This window comes from Citrobacter sp. Cf118 (assembly GCF_030334095.1).
Lineage (GTDB): Bacteria > Pseudomonadota > Gammaproteobacteria > Enterobacterales > Enterobacteriaceae > Citrobacter > Citrobacter freundii.
Genome location: NZ_JAOWES010000087.1, coordinates 840,651 through 859,016 on the forward strand (window position 1 = coordinate 840,651; position 18,366 = coordinate 859,016).

The 18,366-nt window shown below is 51.2% G+C and carries 16 protein-coding genes; 7 read left to right on the top strand and 9 right to left on the bottom strand.

The features are described 5' to 3' along the window. Window positions 1-18 precede the first annotated feature (18 nt). A complete protein-coding gene (locus tag OGX67_RS19410; protein WP_086503917.1) occupies window positions 19-465 on the top strand; it encodes a YccF domain-containing protein in 447 nt (148 codons plus the stop codon). An 18-nt stretch (window positions 466-483) separates the two neighbouring features. After that, window positions 484-2,637 (top strand): YccS family putative transporter, encoded by a 2,154-nt coding sequence (yccS, locus tag OGX67_RS19415; RefSeq protein ID WP_286527018.1) that lies wholly within the window; start codon window positions 484-486, stop codon window positions 2,635-2,637. On the opposite strand, the gene OGX67_RS19420 is transcribed toward yccS, so the two are convergent. Beyond that, window positions 2,615-3,229, bottom strand: coding sequence for a TfoX/Sxy family DNA transformation protein (locus OGX67_RS19420; RefSeq protein WP_003035889.1), 615 nt, complete (start codon window positions 3,227-3,229; stop codon window positions 2,615-2,617). The genes yccS and OGX67_RS19420 overlap by 23 nt on opposite strands. Before the next feature lie 217 nt (window positions 3,230-3,446). Here OGX67_RS19420 and sulA point away from each other — a divergent pair, with 217 nt between their 5' ends. Then, window positions 3,447-3,956, top strand: coding sequence for an SOS-induced cell division inhibitor SulA (gene sulA, locus OGX67_RS19425; protein ID WP_032936288.1), 510 nt, complete (start codon window positions 3,447-3,449; stop codon window positions 3,954-3,956). Window positions 3,957-4,313: 357 nt separating this feature from the next. After that, window positions 4,314-5,372, top strand: a complete 1,059-nt coding sequence (gene ompA, locus OGX67_RS19430) for a porin OmpA (protein ID WP_003836839.1) — start codon at window positions 4,314-4,316, stop codon at window positions 5,370-5,372. 89 nt (window positions 5,373-5,461) lie between these two features. On the opposite strand, the gene matP is transcribed toward ompA, so the two are convergent. Continuing rightward, window positions 5,462-5,914 (bottom strand): macrodomain Ter protein MatP, encoded by a 453-nt coding sequence (gene matP, locus OGX67_RS19435; RefSeq protein WP_003035881.1) that lies wholly within the window; start codon window positions 5,912-5,914, stop codon window positions 5,462-5,464. 185 nt (window positions 5,915-6,099) lie between these two features. Here matP and OGX67_RS19440 point away from each other — a divergent pair, with 185 nt between their 5' ends. Beyond that, complete coding sequence (locus tag OGX67_RS19440; protein WP_257651872.1) at window positions 6,100-7,860, top strand: AAA family ATPase; 1,761 nt, start codon at window positions 6,100-6,102, stop codon at window positions 7,858-7,860. Window positions 7,861-7,928: 68 nt separating this feature from the next. Then, entirely contained in the window at window positions 7,929-8,447 is a 519-nt protein-coding gene (gene fabA, locus OGX67_RS19445; RefSeq protein WP_003035875.1) for a bifunctional 3-hydroxydecanoyl-ACP dehydratase/trans-2-decenoyl-ACP isomerase, read from the top strand. A gap of 107 nt (window positions 8,448-8,554) precedes the next feature. Here fabA and rmf read toward each other — a convergent pair whose 3' ends face one another. The 6 genes from rmf to rlmKL all read right to left on the bottom strand — a co-directional run bounded on the left by rmf (window position 8,555) and on the right by rlmKL (window position 16,479). Then, window positions 8,555-8,722 carry a ribosome modulation factor gene (gene rmf / locus OGX67_RS19450; protein ID WP_003035871.1) on the bottom strand — a complete coding sequence of 56 codons (168 nt, stop codon included), beginning with the start codon at window positions 8,720-8,722 and terminating at the stop codon, window positions 8,555-8,557. Between the two features lie 255 nt (window positions 8,723-8,977). Continuing rightward, window positions 8,978-9,541 carry a membrane integrity-associated transporter subunit PqiC gene (gene pqiC, locus OGX67_RS19455; RefSeq protein WP_003035868.1) on the bottom strand — a complete coding sequence of 188 codons (564 nt, stop codon included), beginning with the start codon at window positions 9,539-9,541 and terminating at the stop codon, window positions 8,978-8,980. Continuing rightward, the gene (gene pqiB / locus OGX67_RS19460; protein ID WP_003836843.1) at window positions 9,538-11,178 is read right to left on the bottom strand and encodes an intermembrane transport protein PqiB; all 1,641 of its coding nucleotides are present in this window, start codon (window positions 11,176-11,178) and stop codon (window positions 9,538-9,540) included. Before pqiB ends, pqiC begins: the two co-directional genes overlap by 4 nt. A gap of 4 nt (window positions 11,179-11,182) precedes the next feature. Continuing rightward, window positions 11,183-12,436, bottom strand: coding sequence for a membrane integrity-associated transporter subunit PqiA (pqiA, locus tag OGX67_RS19465; RefSeq protein WP_003035862.1), 1,254 nt, complete (start codon window positions 12,434-12,436; stop codon window positions 11,183-11,185). Window positions 12,437-12,450: 14 nt separating this feature from the next. Further along, on the bottom strand, window positions 12,451-14,358 hold the full coding sequence (locus tag OGX67_RS19470; protein WP_003846957.1) for an ABC transporter ATP-binding protein: 1,908 nt from the start codon (window positions 14,356-14,358) through the stop codon (window positions 12,451-12,453). A gap of 12 nt (window positions 14,359-14,370) precedes the next feature. Further along, on the bottom strand, window positions 14,371-16,479 hold the full coding sequence (gene rlmKL / locus OGX67_RS19475) for a bifunctional 23S rRNA (guanine(2069)-N(7))-methyltransferase RlmK/23S rRNA (guanine(2445)-N(2))-methyltransferase RlmL (protein ID WP_286527021.1): 2,109 nt from the start codon (window positions 16,477-16,479) through the stop codon (window positions 14,371-14,373). A 98-nt stretch (window positions 16,480-16,577) separates the two neighbouring features. On the opposite strand from rlmKL, the gene OGX67_RS19480 reads away from it, so the two are divergent. Further along, window positions 16,578-17,684 (top strand): YcbX family protein, encoded by a 1,107-nt coding sequence (locus tag OGX67_RS19480; RefSeq protein ID WP_086503916.1) that lies wholly within the window; start codon window positions 16,578-16,580, stop codon window positions 17,682-17,684. Here the strand turns inward: OGX67_RS19480 and zapC are convergent. Next, a complete protein-coding gene (gene zapC / locus OGX67_RS19485) occupies window positions 17,681-18,223 on the bottom strand; it encodes a cell division protein ZapC (protein ID WP_003035852.1) in 543 nt (180 codons plus the stop codon). The two genes, OGX67_RS19480 and zapC, sit on opposite strands and share 4 nt — an antisense overlap. Window positions 18,224-18,366: the final 143 nt, after the last annotated feature.

Consider the following 18,366-nt stretch of genomic DNA (forward strand, 5'->3'; position numbering starts at 1 on the left):
AGAGTTAACCGAGGGTTTATGCGTACTGTTCTGAATATTTTAAATTTTGTGCTTGGGGGGTTCGCCACCACCCTGGCCTGGTTACTGGCAACGCTGGTCAGTGTCGTGCTTATTTTTACTTTACCCTTAACCCGTTCATGCTGGGAGATAACCCGACTTTCGCTGTTTCCCTATGGCAACGAAGCGATACATGTCGATGAACTGAATCCGGCCGGTAAAAGCGTCCTGTTGAATACCGGCGGCACCGTGCTCAATATTTTCTGGCTGATTTTCTTCGGCTGGTGGTTGTGTCTGATGCACATTGTCTCTGGTATTGCTCAGTGCATAACGATTATTGGTATTCCGGTTGGCATTGCGAACTTTAAAATCGCTGCCATTGCGCTCTGGCCGGTGGGTCGCCGGGTAGTTTCAGTAGAAGTTGCCCGTGCAGCGCGTGAAGCCAATGCACGTCGTCGCTTTGAATAATCAGGACCAATGGCCTTTATGTTAAGTCCTCTGCTCAAACGCTATACCTGGAACAGCACCTGGTTGTACTACGTACGGATTTTTATTGCGCTATGCGGTACAACGGCGCTGCCCTGGTGGCTGGGTGACGTCAAGCTGACCATCCCCCTCACGCTAGGTATGGTCGCTGCCGCACTTACCGATCTCGACGATCGTCTCGCGGGCCGACTGCGCAATTTAATCATCACGCTGGTGTGCTTTTTTATTGCCTCAGCCTCCGTTGAACTGCTCTTCCCATGGCCCTGGCTGTTTGCTATTGGGTTAACGCTTTCCACCAGCGGTTTTATTCTGCTGGGGGGATTAGGCCAGCGCTATGCAACCATCGCTTTTGGCGCGTTGCTCATCGCCATTTACACGATGCTGGGCACCTCGCTTTACGATCAGTGGTATCAACAACCAATCCTGCTGCTCGCTGGCGCTATCTGGTATAACCTGCTGACGCTCACCGGACATCTTCTGTTCCCCATCCGCCCCTTACAGGACAATCTGGCCCGCAGCTACGAACAATTAGCGCACTACCTGGAACTGAAGTCGCGTCTTTTTGATCCCGACATAGAAGATGAAAGCCAGGCGCCGTTGTATGATTTAGCCCTCGCTAATGGGCAACTGATGGCAACGCTAAACCAGACCAAAGTATCGCTGCTGACTCGCCTGCGCGGTGACCGTGGACAACGGGGAACACGTCGCACGCTACATTACTATTTTGTGGCGCAGGATATTCATGAACGCGCAAGCTCCTCACATATTCAGTATCAAACGCTACGCGATCATTTCCGTCATAGCGATGTGATGTTCCGCTTCCAGCGGTTGATGTCGATGCAAGGACAAGCCTGTTCACAATTGTCTCGTTGTATTTTATTACGCACGCCTTACCAGCACGATCCGCACTTTGAACGCGTCTTCACCCATATAGATGCCGCACTTGAGCGCATGCGTGCCAGTGGTGAGCCTGCAGATCTGCTCAATACGCTGGGATTCTTACTATCGAACCTGCGGGCTATCGATGCGCAACTGACCACCATTGAGTCTGAACAGGCTCAGGTACTCTCGCGCAATGAGTCTGAAAATCAGCTTGCTGATGACAGTCCCCATGGATTCAGCGATATCTGGTTACGCCTGAGCCGTAATTTCACCCCAGAGTCCGCACTGTTTCGCCATGCCGTCCGCATGTCGTTAGTGCTCTGTGTTGGTTATGCCATTATCCAGGTAACCGGCATGAATCACGGATACTGGATCTTGCTGACCAGCCTGTTTGTCTGTCAACCAAACTACAATGCCACCCGACATCGCCTGGCGCTCAGGATTATCGGCACGTTGGTTGGGATTGCCATCGGTTTACCGATCCTGTGGTTTGTGCCCTCTTTAGAAGGGCAGCTAATACTTTTAGTGATCACTGGTGTACTGTTTTTTGCCTTTCGCAACGTCCAGTATGCGCATGCCACCATGTTTATCACGCTGCTGGTATTACTGTGCTTTAACCTGCTCGGCGAAGGCTTTGAGGTTGCGCTGCCGCGTGTCATCGATACGCTAATTGGCTGTGCTATCGCCTGGGCGGCTGTCAGTTTCATCTGGCCAGACTGGCGTTTTCGTAATCTACCACGGGTAATTGAGCGGGCGACTGACGCTAACTGCCGCTACCTTGATGCAATTCTCGAACAATATCATCAGGGTCGTGATAATCGTCTGGCCTACCGTATCGCTCGCCGTGACGCGCATAACCGTGATGCTGAACTCGCCTCCGTGGTGTCAAACATGTCGAGCGAGCCGGATGTGACGGCCCAAACCCGCGAAACGGCGTTCCGTTTACTGTGTCTCAACCATACGTTTACCAGCTATATTTCTGCGCTTGGCGCACATCGCGAACAGTTGACCAATCCAGACGTTCTGGCATTGCTGGATGACGCTGTTTGCTATGTTGATGATGCCCTTCACCATCAACCCGCTGACGAGCAACGCGTATACCAGGCGTTAGAAGGGCTGAAGCAGCGAATTCAGCACCTGGAACCACGCCCGGACAGTAAAGAGCCTCTGGTCGTTCAGCAAGTTGGGTTATTGATCGCTCTGCTCCCGGAAATCCGGCGATTACAGCAGCAAATTGCCGTACTACCTTCTAATACCCCGGTTCCGGCGTAAGAGAACTTACCCACTCCACCAGCTCCTGGCGACGCGTCGCCGGGAGCGCGGCTTCATGTATCCCCCCTACCGCGCCTTCAAGGGCATAGAGTACTTTTACCGTCAGAGCCGGGTTATTTTGCCGAAGTTTCAGCCAGCACATTTGTGCTCCCAACGACCGCATAGTCCCCTCATCTTTAATGCCAACTTCATTCAGCAGAGTCTCCAGATGAAACGTCATATTTGGCAATTCCCGCAGACGATGCTGGGTAAAGCGACTCTGTTTTTCCTTAACCGCTGCATCCAACGAATATCGCGATAACGACACCAGTTGCTGCTGGTTTTGCCACAGGGCATCGTTCACCTGGTAATAATTAAGTACAAGAGGACGTCCCCGCTTAATAAATGTCAGCCAGACAGGAGAATTTTGTACACAATACTGGGCGCTCTGTTCACAGGCGCGAAGATACAACTCACCATTGGCGACCATGGCAAAGACCGTATCGCCAACCGTCAGACTGTAGCCACCAAACAGTGAGCGATAGTGAATTGTCCCCAGAGAAGCCAGATATTCCTGCGATTTATAGATCCGTGCATAAGAAAGCTCTTTCATAAAAATCCTTTTTAAATCATAACGTAAGCAAATGATTTTCAATAGCGGATCCGTTAATGACGAAAATAGGCAACTTATGCGTATGGGGCAAGATGAATTTTATTTTTCCCGTGACGATGACTAAAAATTGCGAACCTGTTTCCGAAAATAAGGTTGATCTTTGTTGATAGCAGGGTTACTGTATATTCATACAGTAACTCACAGGGCTGGATTGATTATGTACACTTCAGGCTATGCAAATCGTTCTTCGTCGTTCTCTTCCGCATCAAGCAGCATTGCGCGCGTTTCATCAGAGAACGCAACCGCTGGGCTTATCAGTGAAGTAGTCTATCGCGAGGACCAGCCCATGATGACGCAACTACTGCTGCTTCCTCTGCTGCAACAGTTAGGGCAGCAATCACGCTGGCAGCTGTGGCTGACGCCTCAGCAAAAATTAAGCCGGGAGTGGGTGCAGTCAGCCGGACTTCCATTGACAAAAGTAATGCAGATTAGCCAACTCTCCCCCTGCAATACGCTGGAATCGATGATCCGTGCGCTGCGCACAGGTAATTACAGTGTCGTTATCGGCTGGCTGGCAGAAGAATTAACGGAAGATGAACATGCCGAGCTGGTAAAAGCGGCTGATGAAGGAAATGCGATGGGTTTTATCATGCGTCCTGTTTGCGCACAGTCACTTGCGGGGAGACAGCATTCCGGGCTAAAAATTCACTCGAATTTGTATCATTGAGTAAAATTAGGATTTATCCTGGAATTTTTTTTCATGCTTTAATTTGCCTTTGAGCTTTAACGCGTTTTTCGTCCGAACGCCTGTCTCAAGCGGTTTTCAGGAAATCCTCAGTGCATTTAGTCATCAATAAATGTTAAATATTATGTATACAAGCTTTTTTTTTTCATATGCCTGACGGACTTCACACTTGTAAGTTTTCAACTACGTTGTAGACTTTACATCGCCAGGGGTGCTCGGCGTAAGCCGCAGATATCGGTAGAGTAACTATTGAACTGGTCCCCGGGTGAAGGATTTAACCGTGTTATCTCTCTTCGGAGATATTCATGGCGAATTTTGGATGATAACGAGGCGCAAAAAATGAAAAAGACAGCTATCGCAATTGCAGTGGCACTGGCTGGTTTCGCTACCGTGGCGCAGGCCGCTCCGAAAGATAACACCTGGTACGCTGGTGCTAAAATGGGCTGGTCTCAGTACCATGATATTGGCAACAACCAGATCAACAACGCCGGTCCGACCCACGAAAGCCAACTGGGTGCCGGTGCGTTCGGTGGTTATCAGGTTAACCCGTACGTTGGTTTTGAAATGGGTTACGACTGGTTAGGCCGTATGCCGTACAAAGGCTACACCGACCAGACTCATCAAAACGGCGCTTTCAAAGCTCAGGGCGTTCAGCTGACCGCTAAACTGGGTTACCCAATCACTGACGATCTGGACGTTTATACCCGTCTGGGTGGTATGGTTTGGCGTGCAGACGCTAAAAACAACGAAGGCTTCAAAGACCACGACACTGGTGTATCCCCAGTATTCGCTGGTGGCGTAGAGTATGCAATTACTCCTGAAATCGCTACCCGTCTGGAATACCAGTGGACCAACAACATCGGTGACGCGAACACCGTTGGTGGTCGTCCGGATAACGGCCTGTTGAGCGTTGGTGTTTCTTACCGTTTCGGCCAGCAGGAAGAAGCAGCTCCAGTAGTTGTTGCTCCGGCTCCGGCTCCAGAAGTACAGACCAAGCACTTCACTCTGAAGTCTGACGTTCTGTTCAACTTCAACAAAGCAACTCTGAAACCAGAAGGCCAGCAGGCTCTGGACCAGATGTACAGCCAGCTGAGCAACCTGGATCCGAAAGACGGTTCCGTAGTGGTTCTGGGCTTCACTGACCGCATCGGTTCTGACGCTTACAACCAGGGTCTGTCCGAGAAACGTGCTCAGTCCGTTGTTGATTACCTGATCTCTAAAGGTATTCCTTCTGACAAAATCTCTGCACGTGGCATGGGTGAATCCAACCCAGTTACTGGCAACACCTGTGACAACGTGAAAGCTCGCGCTGCACTGATCGACTGCCTGGCTCCGGATCGTCGTGTTGAGATCGAAGTTAAAGGCATCAAAGACGTTGTAACTCAGCCTCAGGCTTAAGTTATCGTCTTATAAAAAAACCCCGCTATGCGGGGTTTTTTTTCATCTGTTTCCACTCAAAACAAGCCTCTTGTTACACCAGCCAACCGCTAGTCTTTTCCCAGCAACGCCTGTAAATCCTGCTTCAATGTCGACATTTTGTTCGCGTACTTCTCTTTATGCTCTGCGTCTTCAATCAGCTGCACTATAGTTTCAGAAAGTGTTTTTCCGCGCCGCTGCGCAAGACCTGCCAGACGCTGCCAGACCATAAACTCCAGATCGATAGATTTCTTACGCGTATGTTGATGTTCTGCATTAAAGTGCCGCTTACGCCTCGCCCGGATCGTTTGCTTCATACGATTGAGCAGTGCAGGGTTCATGTATTCTTCAATCCAGGCGTTGACCCGAACCGGTTCATTTTCGAGGGTTAGCAACAAATCAACGGCTTCTTTGGCAGCGCTGGCTTCCACATAGCGGGTAATCAACTCCCCCTCGCGATGCTTCTTCACCAGGTACTTCCATTTCCATCCGCTTTCAAGATTTTCAAGTTGTTGATATTTCATTGCGATCTCAATGTTACCGTGTAACTCTTATCAGAATATCAGCTTTTTCGGCATCTGAAGAAAAGAATATCCAGCCTGTGAACTGCCGCGCGTCATCACAACCGTTTCGCGCCGCTTTCCAGGTGTTTAGTGGTGAGGGTTACGGTATAATCTCGTTTTTTACAACAGACTAAAAAACATCAACTTTGACCATTACGAAACTTGCATGGCGTGATCTGGTTCCTGATACCGACAGTTATCAGGAAGTATTTGCACAGCCGCACGTCACTGACGACACCGACACCTTACTTAGTGATACTCAGCCACGTTTACAATTCGCGCTAGAGCAGCTTCTTCAGCACTGGACAACATCCTCGTTCATGTTGGTGAAAGCACCGGAGGAGCTTGAGTATCTCAACCTTATTGCAAAAGCTGCACGTCCCTTGCACACGGATGCAGGAAGCCTGACTGGCGGTCATTACGACATCTCCGGTCACACTATTCGTTATCGTACAGCTGGAAAAGCGGAAGACAATTTTGCGACGTTGACGCAGGTGGTCAGCGCTGACTGGGCCGAAGCTGAACAACTGTTTGGCTGTCTACGTCAGTTCAATGGCGAAATTACGCTGCAGCCAGGTCTGGTACATCAGGCCAATGGGGGTGTGCTGGTTATCTCGTTACGCACGCTGTTGGCCCAACCGCTGTTGTGGATGCGTCTGAAAGCCATTGTCAGCCACGAGCGTTTTGATTGGGTGGCTTTTGATGAGTCTCGCCCGCTGCCTGTCTCTGTTCCGCCTATGCCGCTTAAACTGAAAGTGATTTTGGTGGGAGAGCGTGAATCGCTGGCGGATTTCCAGGACATGGAACCAGAGTTGGCTGAACAGGCCATTTACAGCGAGTTTGAAGATAATCTGCAGATCGTGGATGCCGAAACCATGACGCAGTGGTGTCAGTGGGTCACGCATACTGCAATGCGCAATAATTTGCCTTACCCCGCTCCTGATGCCTGGCAGGTTTTGATCCGTGAAGCCGTTCGCTATACCGGTGAACAGGATACATTGCCGCTTAACCCGCTGTGGATCACCAGACAGTTCAAAGAGGTGGCCCCGTTATGCGAGAGCGAAACCTGCAACGCTGAGCAGTTCAGCCTGATGCTGGCTCAGCGCGAATGGCGTGAGGGATTCCTGGCTGAACGCATGCAGGATGAAATTCTGCAAGAGCAGATCCTTATCGAGACAGAAGGCGAGCGTATTGGCCAGATCAACGCCTTGTCGGTGATTGAGTTTCCAGGCCACCCACGCGCATTTGGCGAACCTTCTCGTATCAGTTGCGTCGTTCATATTGGCGACGGCGAGTTTACGGACATTGAGCGCAAAGCCGAGCTCGGCGGAAATATTCATGCCAAGGGTATGATGATTATGCAGGCGTTCCTGATGTCGGAACTCCAGCTTGAGCAGCAAATCCCCTTCTCTGCCTCGCTGACCTTTGAGCAATCTTACAGCGAAGTGGACGGTGACAGCGCGTCTATGGCAGAACTGTGCGCATTGATCAGCGCCCTCGCCGACGTGCCTGTTAATCAAAGTATCGCCATTACCGGTTCTGTCGATCAGTTTGGTCGGGCGCAACCTGTCGGTGGTCTGAATGAGAAAATTGAAGGTTTCTTCGCCATCTGCCAGCAGCGTGAGCTGACGGGCACGCAGGGCGTTATCATTCCTTCGGCTAACGTCAGACACCTCAGCCTGCATCCCGCGCTGCTACAGGCCATAGAAGAAGAAAAATTCACTATCTGGGCGGTGGACGACGTAACTGATGCGCTGCCACTGTTGTTAAATCTGGTGTGGGATGGCGAAGGCCAGACAACGCTGATGCAAACCATTCAGGAGCGTATTGCCACGGCTACGCAACAGGAAGGTCGTCACCGTTTTCCATGGCCGCTACGTTGGCTGAACTGGATTATTCCGAACTGATCGGACTTGTTCAGCGTACACGTGTTAGCTATCCTGCGTGCTTCAATAAAATAAGGCTTACAGAGAACATGGTAGATAAACGCGAATCCTATACGAAAGAAGACCTTCTTGCCTCTGGTCGCGGTGAACTGTTTGGCGCAAAAGGGCCACAACTGCCAGCACCAAGCATGCTGATGATGGACCGTGTCATCAAGATGACCGAAACCGGTGGCAACTTTGACAAAGGTTATGTTGAAGCTGAACTGGATATCAACCCAGACCTGTGGTTCTTCGGTTGTCACTTTATCGGCGATCCGGTGATGCCGGGCTGCCTGGGTCTCGACGCCATGTGGCAGCTGGTTGGATTCTATCTCGGCTGGCTGGGCGGCGAAGGTAAAGGCCGTGCGCTGGGCGTAGGTGAAGTTAAATTCACCGGCCAGGTTCTGCCGACTGCGAAGAAAGTCACTTACCGCATTCACTTCAAACGTATCGTTAACCGTCGCCTGATCATGGGCCTGGCTGATGGTGAAGTGCTGGTTGATGGTCGTCTGATCTACACCGCAAACGATCTGAAAGTGGGTCTGTTCCAGGACACTTCCGCGTTCTAATCCAGGACGGCGTAGCAGCCAGACATTAACGTTTCTCCGTTTTATCTGGTGTGCAAAAAGGCGAAACCTCCGCTCTGCGGAGGTTTCTTTTATCTAAAGAGACAGAATCAGGCCATTAAAACCCTATCCCCCATGGCTTCTCGCCAGCCTCCCAGCCAGTATGACCTCTGATTCAGCGTCTGATAGGGACACATTTCTTTTGAGCGTCCGGCAATGCCGGCCTGATATCCACGTTGATGTGCCCGTTCCAGGCGATCTCGTTTTTGTCTCTTCATGCCTCGTTTCCCTCATTTTTTGGTCTGGTGGAAAAGAAAACAGTGATTACTAAGTGTGCAATCACACTAAACGAATACCCCTAAACATTAGGCTCGTCAATGCGCAAAATTCACGCCAGTGTCATATTTGTGAGCTAGCCTCTAAATCATTTGTACAAAAATAGTCAGTCAGAACAGCTATCTCCACGGCTAAAAAAATAAAAAAACCGCCCCGGGCGGTGAGCCAGGGGCGGCATAATTTACAATTATTTAAGCTTATGGGATGCGTTTCAGCTCTTGAGCAATAGCTGTCGCTTCCTGACTCCAGGCGTTGGCAAGAACCTTCACCATCTCATCGTAGCCGTCTTTAGTCTGTACAGCTTCGATGTGGAATGGACGTTTGATCAGTTGTCCCTGATGATTCAGCAACCATTCACCACTCACGATAACCTTACCATCGTAACGACCGTGGAAGCCGGTTACGGTGACGTTCAGCGTGTCCTGGGTGCTTCCCAGCGGCTGCGAAGCAACAACCCAGCCAGGCAACTGCATGCTGAGGTTAGCAACCAGCGTATTGCGCAATTGCTGATCTAATGGGCTGGCCCAGAGATTATTATTGGCTATAACATATTGCACATCGCTGGTCTGGTAAACCACCCCATTACCGGCCAGATAATCAGGTACCGCAATCTGTTCAACCCACAGCAGACGGTTTCCCTGATTGGCGGAGCTCTGCACACCGCCTTGTGCGATAGGGAGCTGGTAATAGCTTTTATTCTCTCCGCTGGAGCTGCATGACGTCAGCCAGACCGCCATCATCACCACTAGCCACTTTTTCATTGTTTCGCCCTCTTCGGCTCTGGATCTTTTTTGTCCTTCGCTTCAAATACCAGCGCATTACTCTTATCGTTCAGCGTTTTCAGTACCGGTTGCAGTTCACGTAGCACCTGATCAAGACGCTGCATATCTGCCACCATCTTGTTGTAGGCCGCGGAACCAGGCTGGAAGCCCTGCATGCTACGATTTAGTTCACGCAGCGTGTTCTGCATATCCGCCGGAAGATCCTGCATCGACTGGCTGGACGTGATCTTGTTCATGTTATCCAGCGTGGTTTGCAGATGCTTCATCGTGCGCTGGCTTTCCGACAGCGTATTGGTTGCCTGCTCAATCATCGGGTTCAGCGGCAGATTATTAATCTTATCCAACGCTTCCATCAGACGCTGTTGGATCTGCGCCAGACCACCGCTCACGGTCGGAATAATTTGATAACCATTAAATTCACGCACACCAGTAATCGGCGGCTCTTTCGGGTAGAAGTCGAGATCGACATACAGCGCGCCGGTCACCAGGTTCCCGGTTTTGAGCGATGCCCGTAATCCGCGTTTAAGCAATTCCGCCAGATGAGCACCAACATCAGTATCTTCGCCCAGCTGCGCCTTCAGACGTTCTGGTTCGATGCGTACCAGCACCGGAATGCGGTAATCATTGTTGAACACCTGGCGCATATTCGGTGAGAAGAAAGGTACTTTACTCACCGTACCCAAGCGGATGCCACGGAATTCCAGCGGCGCACCAGGCTGCAGGCCACGAATCGAATCTTTAAAGAACATCAGATAATCGATATGATCGGTATACAGTGAATCCTGAATACTTTTTTGATCGTCATAAAGATTAAACGCTGACTGTTGTGCGACCGGCTCGCCCTGCTCTAAACCTTCTGGCACATCAAAACTTACACCACCGCCAAACAGCGTGGAGAGCGAACCCATTTCTACGCGCATACCTGCTGAGGTAAGATCTACGGCGATCCCGCTGTCTTTCCAGAAACGCACATTACTGGTCACCAGACGATCGTTAGGCGCATTAATGAAAAGCTGATAGCTGATCGTACGCTTTTGCGCATCAAATGTGCTGGTTTCAACCGAACCTACACGATAGCCGCGAAAAAGCACCGGATCGCCCGGACTCAACTGACCGGCTTTTTTGCTGTCCAGAATCACACGGATCCCTTTTGCATCTGGCGGGGCCAGTGGCGGTGAATCCAGCAGTTGGTAATTTTCCAGCTTACTGCCTTTATTGCCAGGCTGCAGTTCAATATAAGCCCCGGACAATAGCGTGCCGAGCCCACTGATACCTTCACGTCCAACCTGCGGCTTCACCACCCAAAAGACAGAATCTTTATGCAGCAGCTTTTCCATTCCGGAGTTAAGACGCGCTTTAATCTCCACATGGGTCAGATCATCCGTCAGGGTTGCGCTCTCAACGATGCCGACGTCTACACTGCGGCTCTTAATCGTCGTTTTGCCCCCTTCAATACCTTCGGCATTGGTGGTAATAAGCGTGACCTGTGGCCCCTGATGACTGTAGTGATAAAACAGAACCCACGCGCCAATGAGTGCAGTGACGATAGGAAATATCCACACGGGCGACCAGTTTTTTACCTTTTGCACTTTGGCTTCCCCACTTTTAGATTCCATGCTGTCAGGACTCCTCATGGCCTGGTTCTGGTTCACGATCCCACGACAGACGCGGATCAAATGTCATCGCAGAAAACATTGTCATAATGACGACTAAAGCAAACATCAAAGCACCCATTGCAGGATAAATGTTCATTAACCCTCCCATGCGCACCAGCGCAGAGAGTACCGCAATCACAAAGACGTCGATCATTGACCAGCGACCGACAAATTCCACAACTTCATAAATCAGGTGCATACGTTCACTGTCGCGTTTGCCGTGCCCTTTGGCGTCCCAGCATAGCCAGGCAATGGCGATCATTTTCAACGTCGGCACCATAATACTGGCGATAAAGATAACCGCAGCCACCGGATACGAGCCTTCGCTCCAGATTAAAACCACCCCCTCAAGTATCGTTGACGGCAGCTTTGACCCGAGCAAATCGGTAATCATAATCGGCAGAATATTGGCAGGAAGATAAAGCATGATCGACGTAAACAGTAATGCCAACGTCCATTGCAGACTGTTTTTACGCCGCACATAGCCTTTCGTCTGACAGCGTGGGCACACCCGTTCATCAGCGGGAAGTATTGCAGTGCAGCAAGAGCAGGAACGCAGTCCCTGTCGAATACCAGGCACGCCAGGTTTTAAGGCCTGCTTTATGACAGGCATTGGCGCAATATCATCCCATAGCCAGCGACGGTCAACGCACTGAAATGCACGCAACTGTAAAACGCAAAAGAAGCACCACGGAATAAAGCTGCTGCCCACGCCGATATCGCCGTAGGCCATCAGCTTAACAAAACTCACCAGCACGCCGGCGAGGAAGATTTCTGCCATTCCCCAGCTTTTTAACTGAAACAAAATGCGCGCCAGCCATGCTTTAAGCCGCTCGGGCATCTGAACCCGGTTTACCAGTAGCAGGATCGTCAGCAGGCAAAAGGCCGGAACTAGCTGAACGAATAAGATAAAGAAGGTGCCGAGACTGGCGTAATCTTCAGAAAAGAGCACGCTGGGAATTTGCAGCAACGTCACTTCACTACTCACCCCTGCGACGTTCATATTCACAAAGGGAAAGAGGTTTGACAGCAGCAGCATAAATAGTGCGGCTAAAACATAGGCAGTGGGACGCTGCCGGGGCGCGTCCCACTCAACGGTTAACGTAGTGCCACATCGTGGACATGCCGCTTTCTGACCATGCTCAAGGCGAGGTAACGCCACCAGCATGTCACACTGCGAGCACAAAATATGCTTCGCGGCATGGTGATGTTCGCACATAGGTGCTCCTTTAATTATGCGCCATTCTTCAAAGACTCAAGATACTCCCAGCGCTCAAAGGCTTGCTCAAGTTCTTGTTCCGCTTCGTTCAAATTAGCTAACACCTGTTGCGTTTGCTCGTGAGGCTGACTGAAAAACGCGGCGTCAGCAACCTGAGCCTGTAAGGCTTCCAGCTTAGCTTCCAGTTCTTCAAGCAACACGGGGAGCTGCTCCAGTTCGCGCTGCAGTTTATAGCTTAGTTTGCTGGTGCCGCGTTTGACAATTTCTGCTTTAGGAGCGGCTGGCTCCTCTGTTTTTTTCGCAACTGGCTGCTTAAACGCCACATACTGCGATTGTTGACTGCGCGCATCATGATAACCGCCGACATAACGACCAATTTTACCGCCGCCTTCGAAGATCCAGCATTCGGTCACGGTATTATCGACAAACTGACGGTCGTGGCTCACCAGCAGCACGGTGCCCTGGTAGCTATCAATCAACTCTTCGAGCAGTTCCAGCGTTTCGACGTCAAGATCGTTCGTTGGTTCATCGAGAATCAACAGATTGCTGGGTTTCAGGAACAAACGCGCCAATAACAGGCGATTACGTTCCCCGCCAGAGAGCGCACGTACTGGCGTCATCGCACGTTTCGGATGGAACAGGAAGTCCTGCAGGTAACCCAACACATGGCGAGGTTTACCGTTAACCATCACCTCTTGCTTACCTTCAGCCAGGTTGTCCATCACGGTTTTATCGGGATCCAGTTCGGCGCGGTGCTGATCGAAATAGGCCACTTCCAGTTTGGTACCGACGTGAATGCGTCCGCTGTCAGCCTGAAGCTGACCTAACATCAACTTCAGCAGCGTTGTTTTGCCGCAGCCGTTAGGTCCGATTAGCGCGATCTTGTCGCTACGCTGCACCTGCGCGGAGAAATCTTTCACCAGCTGCTTTCCGTCAACCTGGTAATCCACATTCTCCATTTCGAAAACAATCTTGCCTGAACGGCTAGCCTCTTCGACCTGCATCTTCGCTGTGCCCATCACTTCGCGACGTTCGCCACGCTCGCGACGCATGGCTTTCAGTGCGCGCACGCGACCTTCGTTACGCGTACGACGCGCTTTGATACCCTGACGGATCCAGACTTCTTCCTGCGCCAACTTGCGGTCAAATTCCGCGTTTTGTAACTCTTCTACGCGCAACGCTTCTTCTTTATCCAGCAGATACTGATCGTAACTCCCCGGATAGGTCACCAGCTTGCCGCGGTCAAGATCGACAATACGCGTCGCCATATTGCGGATAAATGAACGGTCATGGGAAATGAAAATAATTGTCCCATTGAAGGTTTTCAGGAACCCTTCCAGCCAGTCGATGGTTTCAATATCCAGGTGGTTCGTCGGTTCATCCAGCAGCAGCACGCGCGGGTTGCTCACTAACGCGCGGCCCAGCGCCGCCTTACGTAGCCAGCCGCCGGAAAGCGATGCCAGCTCCATGTCTGCTTCCAGGCCAAGCTGTTCCAGTACTTCATTAATACGGTTTTCCAGCTGCCACAGATTGTGGTGATCCAGCTGTTCCTGAACCTTCGCCAGTTCCTGGAGATTTTTATCACTCGGATCGGCGATCACCAGATGCGAGATATCGTGATAACGCTTGAGGTAAACCGCCTGTTCTGCAATCCCTTCGGCGACAAAATCGTAGACGCTACCCTGCACGTTGCGCGGCGGATCCTGCTGCAGACGCGCCACAACCAGATCCTGCTCATAAATAATACGCCCATCGTCAAGACCCTGTTCACGGTTCAGGATCTTCATCAGCGTCGATTTACCCGCGCCATTACGGCCAACCAGACAGACCCGCTCGTTATCTTCGATATGCAGTTCAGCATTATCAAGAAGCGGCGCATCGCTGAACGACAGCCATGCACCATGCATACTGATTAATGACATTTAATTTTCCTTTCAGGCTGCGGTAATCAGCCAGCAATTGTGGATCTGACGGTTACGGGCAAAGTCCTGGGAAAGCGTTTTTTGGGTGATTTCTTGTGCTTTCAATCCCAGTTCAGCCAAACCGTCGAGATCCATACGGAACCCACGTTTGTTGTTGGAGAACATGATCGTGCCGTCTTTACGCAGCAGACGTTTCAGATCTTTCATCAGCGCCAGATGATCGCGCTGCACATCAAACGAGTCTTCCATACGTTTTGAGTTAGAGAACGTCGGTGGATCGATGAAAATCAGATCAAACTGTTCATTGGCATCACGCAACCAGCCCAGGCAATCGGCCTGAATCAAACGGTGAGCGCGACCGCTCAGGCCGTTCAGACGCAGGTTGCGTTCCGCCCATTCCAGATAGGTACGCGACATATCAACCGTCGTGGTGCTACGCGCACCGCCCAATCCTGCATGTACGCTGGCGCTGCCGGTGTAGGAGAACAGGTTAAGGAAGTCCTTACCTTTACTCATCTGCCCCAGCATATGGCGCGCAATACGGTGATCGAGGAATAAACCCGTATCAAGGTAGTCAGTCAGGTTCACCCACAGGCGCGCGTTGTACTCGCTTACCTCAATGAATTCACCCTTCTCATTCATCTTCTGATACTGATTCTTGCCTTTCTGGCGTTCACGGGTTTTCAGCACCAGTTTATTGGGCGCGATTTCCAGTACTGACAGCGTTGCGGCAATAATGTCAAACAGGCGTTGGCGCGCTTTTTGCGCATCAACGGTCTTCGGTGGAGCATATTCCTGAACCACGACCCACTCACCGTAACGATCCACAGCAACGTTGTATTCCGGCAGATCAGCGTCATACAGGCGATAACATTCAATGCCTTCCTGACGCGCCCATTTTTCCAGTTTCTTGATGTTCTTGCGCAGGCGGTTAGCATAATCTTCCGCTACCGTGGCTGGCTTGCTGTCCGCGGTGGTCTCTGCAACGTGATAGTTTTTCTGTACACAATCCAGCGGGCCGTTTTTCGCCTTGAATTGTTTGTCTGCACGTAATTGCAGGCTGCTGAGCAGATCCGGAGAGGCGCTGAACAGCGACAAATTCCAGCCGCCAAACTGGTTTTTCATCGTACGGCCCAGCAGGCTGTGCAGGGCAATCAGCGCCGGTTCGCTATCCAGACGTTCGCCGTAAGGCGGGTTACTGATAACTGTCCCATACGGTCCTTTCGGCAACGGATTGCTCAGTTTGGCGACATCTTTAACGTCAAACGTCATCAGATCGGCGATACCGGCGCGGCGAGCGTTACTGCGCGCTTTTTCAATCACTCGCGCATCGCTGTCGGATCCATAAAAATGCGAGGTATAGTCAGCCAGTCCCTTACGCGCACGCACCTGCGCTTCGGCTTTAACTTCTTGCCAGACGGCTTCGTCGTGCTGCGCCCAACCGCTGAAGCCCCAGTACCCGCGGTGCAGGCCCGGCGCACGATCGGTTGCCCACATCGCCGCTTCAATCAGCAGTGTGCCGGAACCACACATCGGATCGAGTAACGGGGTTCCCGGTTGCCAGCCAGAACGCATAACAATAGCGGCGGCCAGCGTTTCTTTAATCGGTGCCTGACCCGCGCGATCGCGATAGCCACGCTGGTGCAAACCATCACCGCTCAGATCGAGCGCAATGCTGGCGGTATCTTTGTTCAACCAGACGTTGATGCGCAGATCCGGAGATTCACGATCCACATTCGGACGCGGCATATTTTTACGGGTAAATGCATCGACAATCGCATCCTTGACCTTTAGCGCGCCGTACTGGCTGTTACGAATGGTTTCGTTCAGGCCGCTAAAATGAACGGCAAACGTAGCACCAGGGTTAAATATCTCTGTCCAGTCGATTGCCTGAACGCCGAGGTACAGATCAAGATCGCTGTAGACCTTGCACTCTCCCATCGGCAGGATAATGCGCGAGGCCAGGCGACTCCACATCAGGCTCTGGTAAACAAGCCGCGTGTCGCCCTTAAAATGGACCCCACCCTGAACGACCTGACACTCCAGCGCGCCGAGGTTTTCCAGTTCAGTTTTTAACAGCTCTTCCAGCCCGCGGGCCGTACTGGCAAACAGAGAATTCATAATGTCACTTTTACTCCGAGAAAATTGCTGCGCATTATAGCTAATATGGGCTGTATGTCATAAAGTTGAAGGCTTATTTTCATTCGAGGGGCTGTACAGTGGTCACGTTAACCCGACTTTTTATTCATCCGGTTAAATCAATGCGCGGCATTGGGCTTACGCATGCCCTGGCAGATATTAGCGGTCTCGCCTTTGATCGCATATTTATGATCACTGAACCTGATGGAACGTTCATAACCGCCCGCCAGTTCCCACAAATGGTCCGTTTTACGCCTTCCCCATTCCACGATGGGCTGCATCTTACGGCTCCAGACGGCAGCAGTGCGCTCGTACGGTTTGCCGACTTCGCCACCCAGGATGCGCCAACTGAAGTATGGGGAAATCATTTTACCGCGCGCATTGCGCCAGTGGCTATTAACCAGTGGCTTAGCAGTTTTTTCTCCCGTGACGTGCAGCTACGCTGGGTCGGTCCGCAGCTGACGCGCCGTGTAAAACGACATGTTGATGTTCCTTTATCCTTCGCTGATGGTTATCCCTATCTGCTGGCCAACGAAGCATCCCTGCGCGATGTGCAACAGCGCTGTCCGGCAAGCGTCAAAATGGAACAGTTCCGCCCCAATCTGGTGGTTTCGGGAGCTGGCGCCTGGGAAGAAGATACCTGGAAAGTGATTCGTATTGGCGACGTCATTTTTGATGTTGCAAAACCCTGTAGCCGCTGTATTTTCACTACCGTTAGCCCGGAAAAAGGCCAGAAACATCCATCCGGCGAACCGCTCGCAACACTGCAAACCTTCCGTACTGCGGTAGATAATGGCGATGTCGATTTCGGCCAGAATCTTATCGCACGCAACAGTGGCGTTATTCGCGTCGGCGATGAGGTAGAAATTTTGGCAACCGGCCTCGCCAGAGCGTACGGCGCGGCGGAATCAGACGACACTGCCCACGAACAACAACCTGATGCCACGGTGCTTATTGACTGGCAGGGACAAACCTTTCGCGGAAATAATCAGCAGGTATTGCTTGAGCAGTTGGAAAACCAGGGTATCCGGGTTCCCTATTCATGCCGGGCAGGCATTTGCGGATGCTGTCGAATTCGACTGGTAGATGGCGAAGTTAGCCCGTTGAAGAAATCAGCGATAGGGGACGACGGAACGATTCTGTGCTGCAGTTGTGTTCCCAAAACGGCAATCAGGCTGGAGAGCTAAACCGCCTGCTCAAGGCTGAAACTGTCAACAACGGCCTGCGGTTTCAGTCTGTCATTCATTATTTTAATCGCATCGCCAAGCTGCATCGTACGCCCGGCGATAACCACACCAGGTTGCGCAAGCAGACAAAGCGCGGCGTTTTCACCCGGCTCAACCACTAACAGGTTTACCTGTTCATCGGTATCGCTTAAATCAACACAGGCAGCGTCACCCACGACCGGTGACCAGTTAATACCGTGTGCAACAAAGTGCCAGCTTTTCGGCATCTGCGGTTTGAGATAACGAATCGCCACCAGCGCATTGAGCACCAGTTCCGCTTTTTGTTCTTTGGCTAAATCCAGGTAGCGACATTTTTCTTCAAAGGAAAAATATAGCGCGGCGTCATCAACACAAAAACCTGACGGAGAAAATGCATCAGGAGTGAGCATTTTACGAGCAAAACGCGAACGGAATAACATGCCATTGGCTAAATCGAGCATCATACGATCGTGCTCTTCATCATAATACCAGCGCCAGTTATCGTCGGGTTTAATTCGCATCAGTTTCTCTCCTTTCCTTAATCATCACCGTTACGACAGTATCCTTTTGCCGCTTCGTTTATTGCCCTAATAATAAAAGCTCAGAATGTTTAAATAAGCAACAGTAAAGGAATATAAAACAACCAGGGCTAGAAATAAAGCCC

Coding starts and splice junctions, on each gene's coding strand:
- rlmKL (WP_286527021.1), bottom strand. CDS start 16,479: ATGAATTCTCTGTTTGCCAGTACGGCCCGCGGGCTGGAAGAGCTGTTA.
- rmf (WP_003035871.1), bottom strand. CDS start 8,722: ATGAAGAGACAAAAACGAGATCGCCTGGAACGGGCACATCAACGTGGA.
- sulA (WP_032936288.1), top strand. CDS start 3,447: ATGTACACTTCAGGCTATGCAAATCGTTCTTCGTCGTTCTCTTCCGCA.
- OGX67_RS19410 (WP_086503917.1), top strand. CDS start 19: ATGCGTACTGTTCTGAATATTTTAAATTTTGTGCTTGGGGGGTTCGCC.
- OGX67_RS19470 (WP_003846957.1), bottom strand. CDS start 14,358: ATGTCATTAATCAGTATGCATGGTGCATGGCTGTCGTTCAGCGATGCG.
- pqiB (WP_003836843.1), bottom strand. CDS start 11,178: ATGGAATCTAAAAGTGGGGAAGCCAAAGTGCAAAAGGTAAAAAACTGG.
- matP (WP_003035881.1), bottom strand. CDS start 5,914: ATGAAATATCAACAACTTGAAAATCTTGAAAGCGGATGGAAATGGAAG.
- OGX67_RS19420 (WP_003035889.1), bottom strand. CDS start 3,229: ATGAAAGAGCTTTCTTATGCACGGATCTATAAATCGCAGGAATATCTG.
- pqiC (WP_003035868.1), bottom strand. CDS start 9,541: ATGAAAAAGTGGCTAGTGGTGATGATGGCGGTCTGGCTGACGTCATGC.
- yccS (WP_286527018.1), top strand. CDS start 484: ATGTTAAGTCCTCTGCTCAAACGCTATACCTGGAACAGCACCTGGTTG.
- ompA (WP_003836839.1), top strand. CDS start 4,314: ATGAAAAAGACAGCTATCGCAATTGCAGTGGCACTGGCTGGTTTCGCT.
- pqiA (WP_003035862.1), bottom strand. CDS start 12,436: ATGTGCGAACATCACCATGCCGCGAAGCATATTTTGTGCTCGCAGTGT.
- fabA (WP_003035875.1), top strand. CDS start 7,929: ATGGTAGATAAACGCGAATCCTATACGAAAGAAGACCTTCTTGCCTCT.
- zapC (WP_003035852.1), bottom strand. CDS start 18,223: ATGCGAATTAAACCCGACGATAACTGGCGCTGGTATTATGATGAAGAG.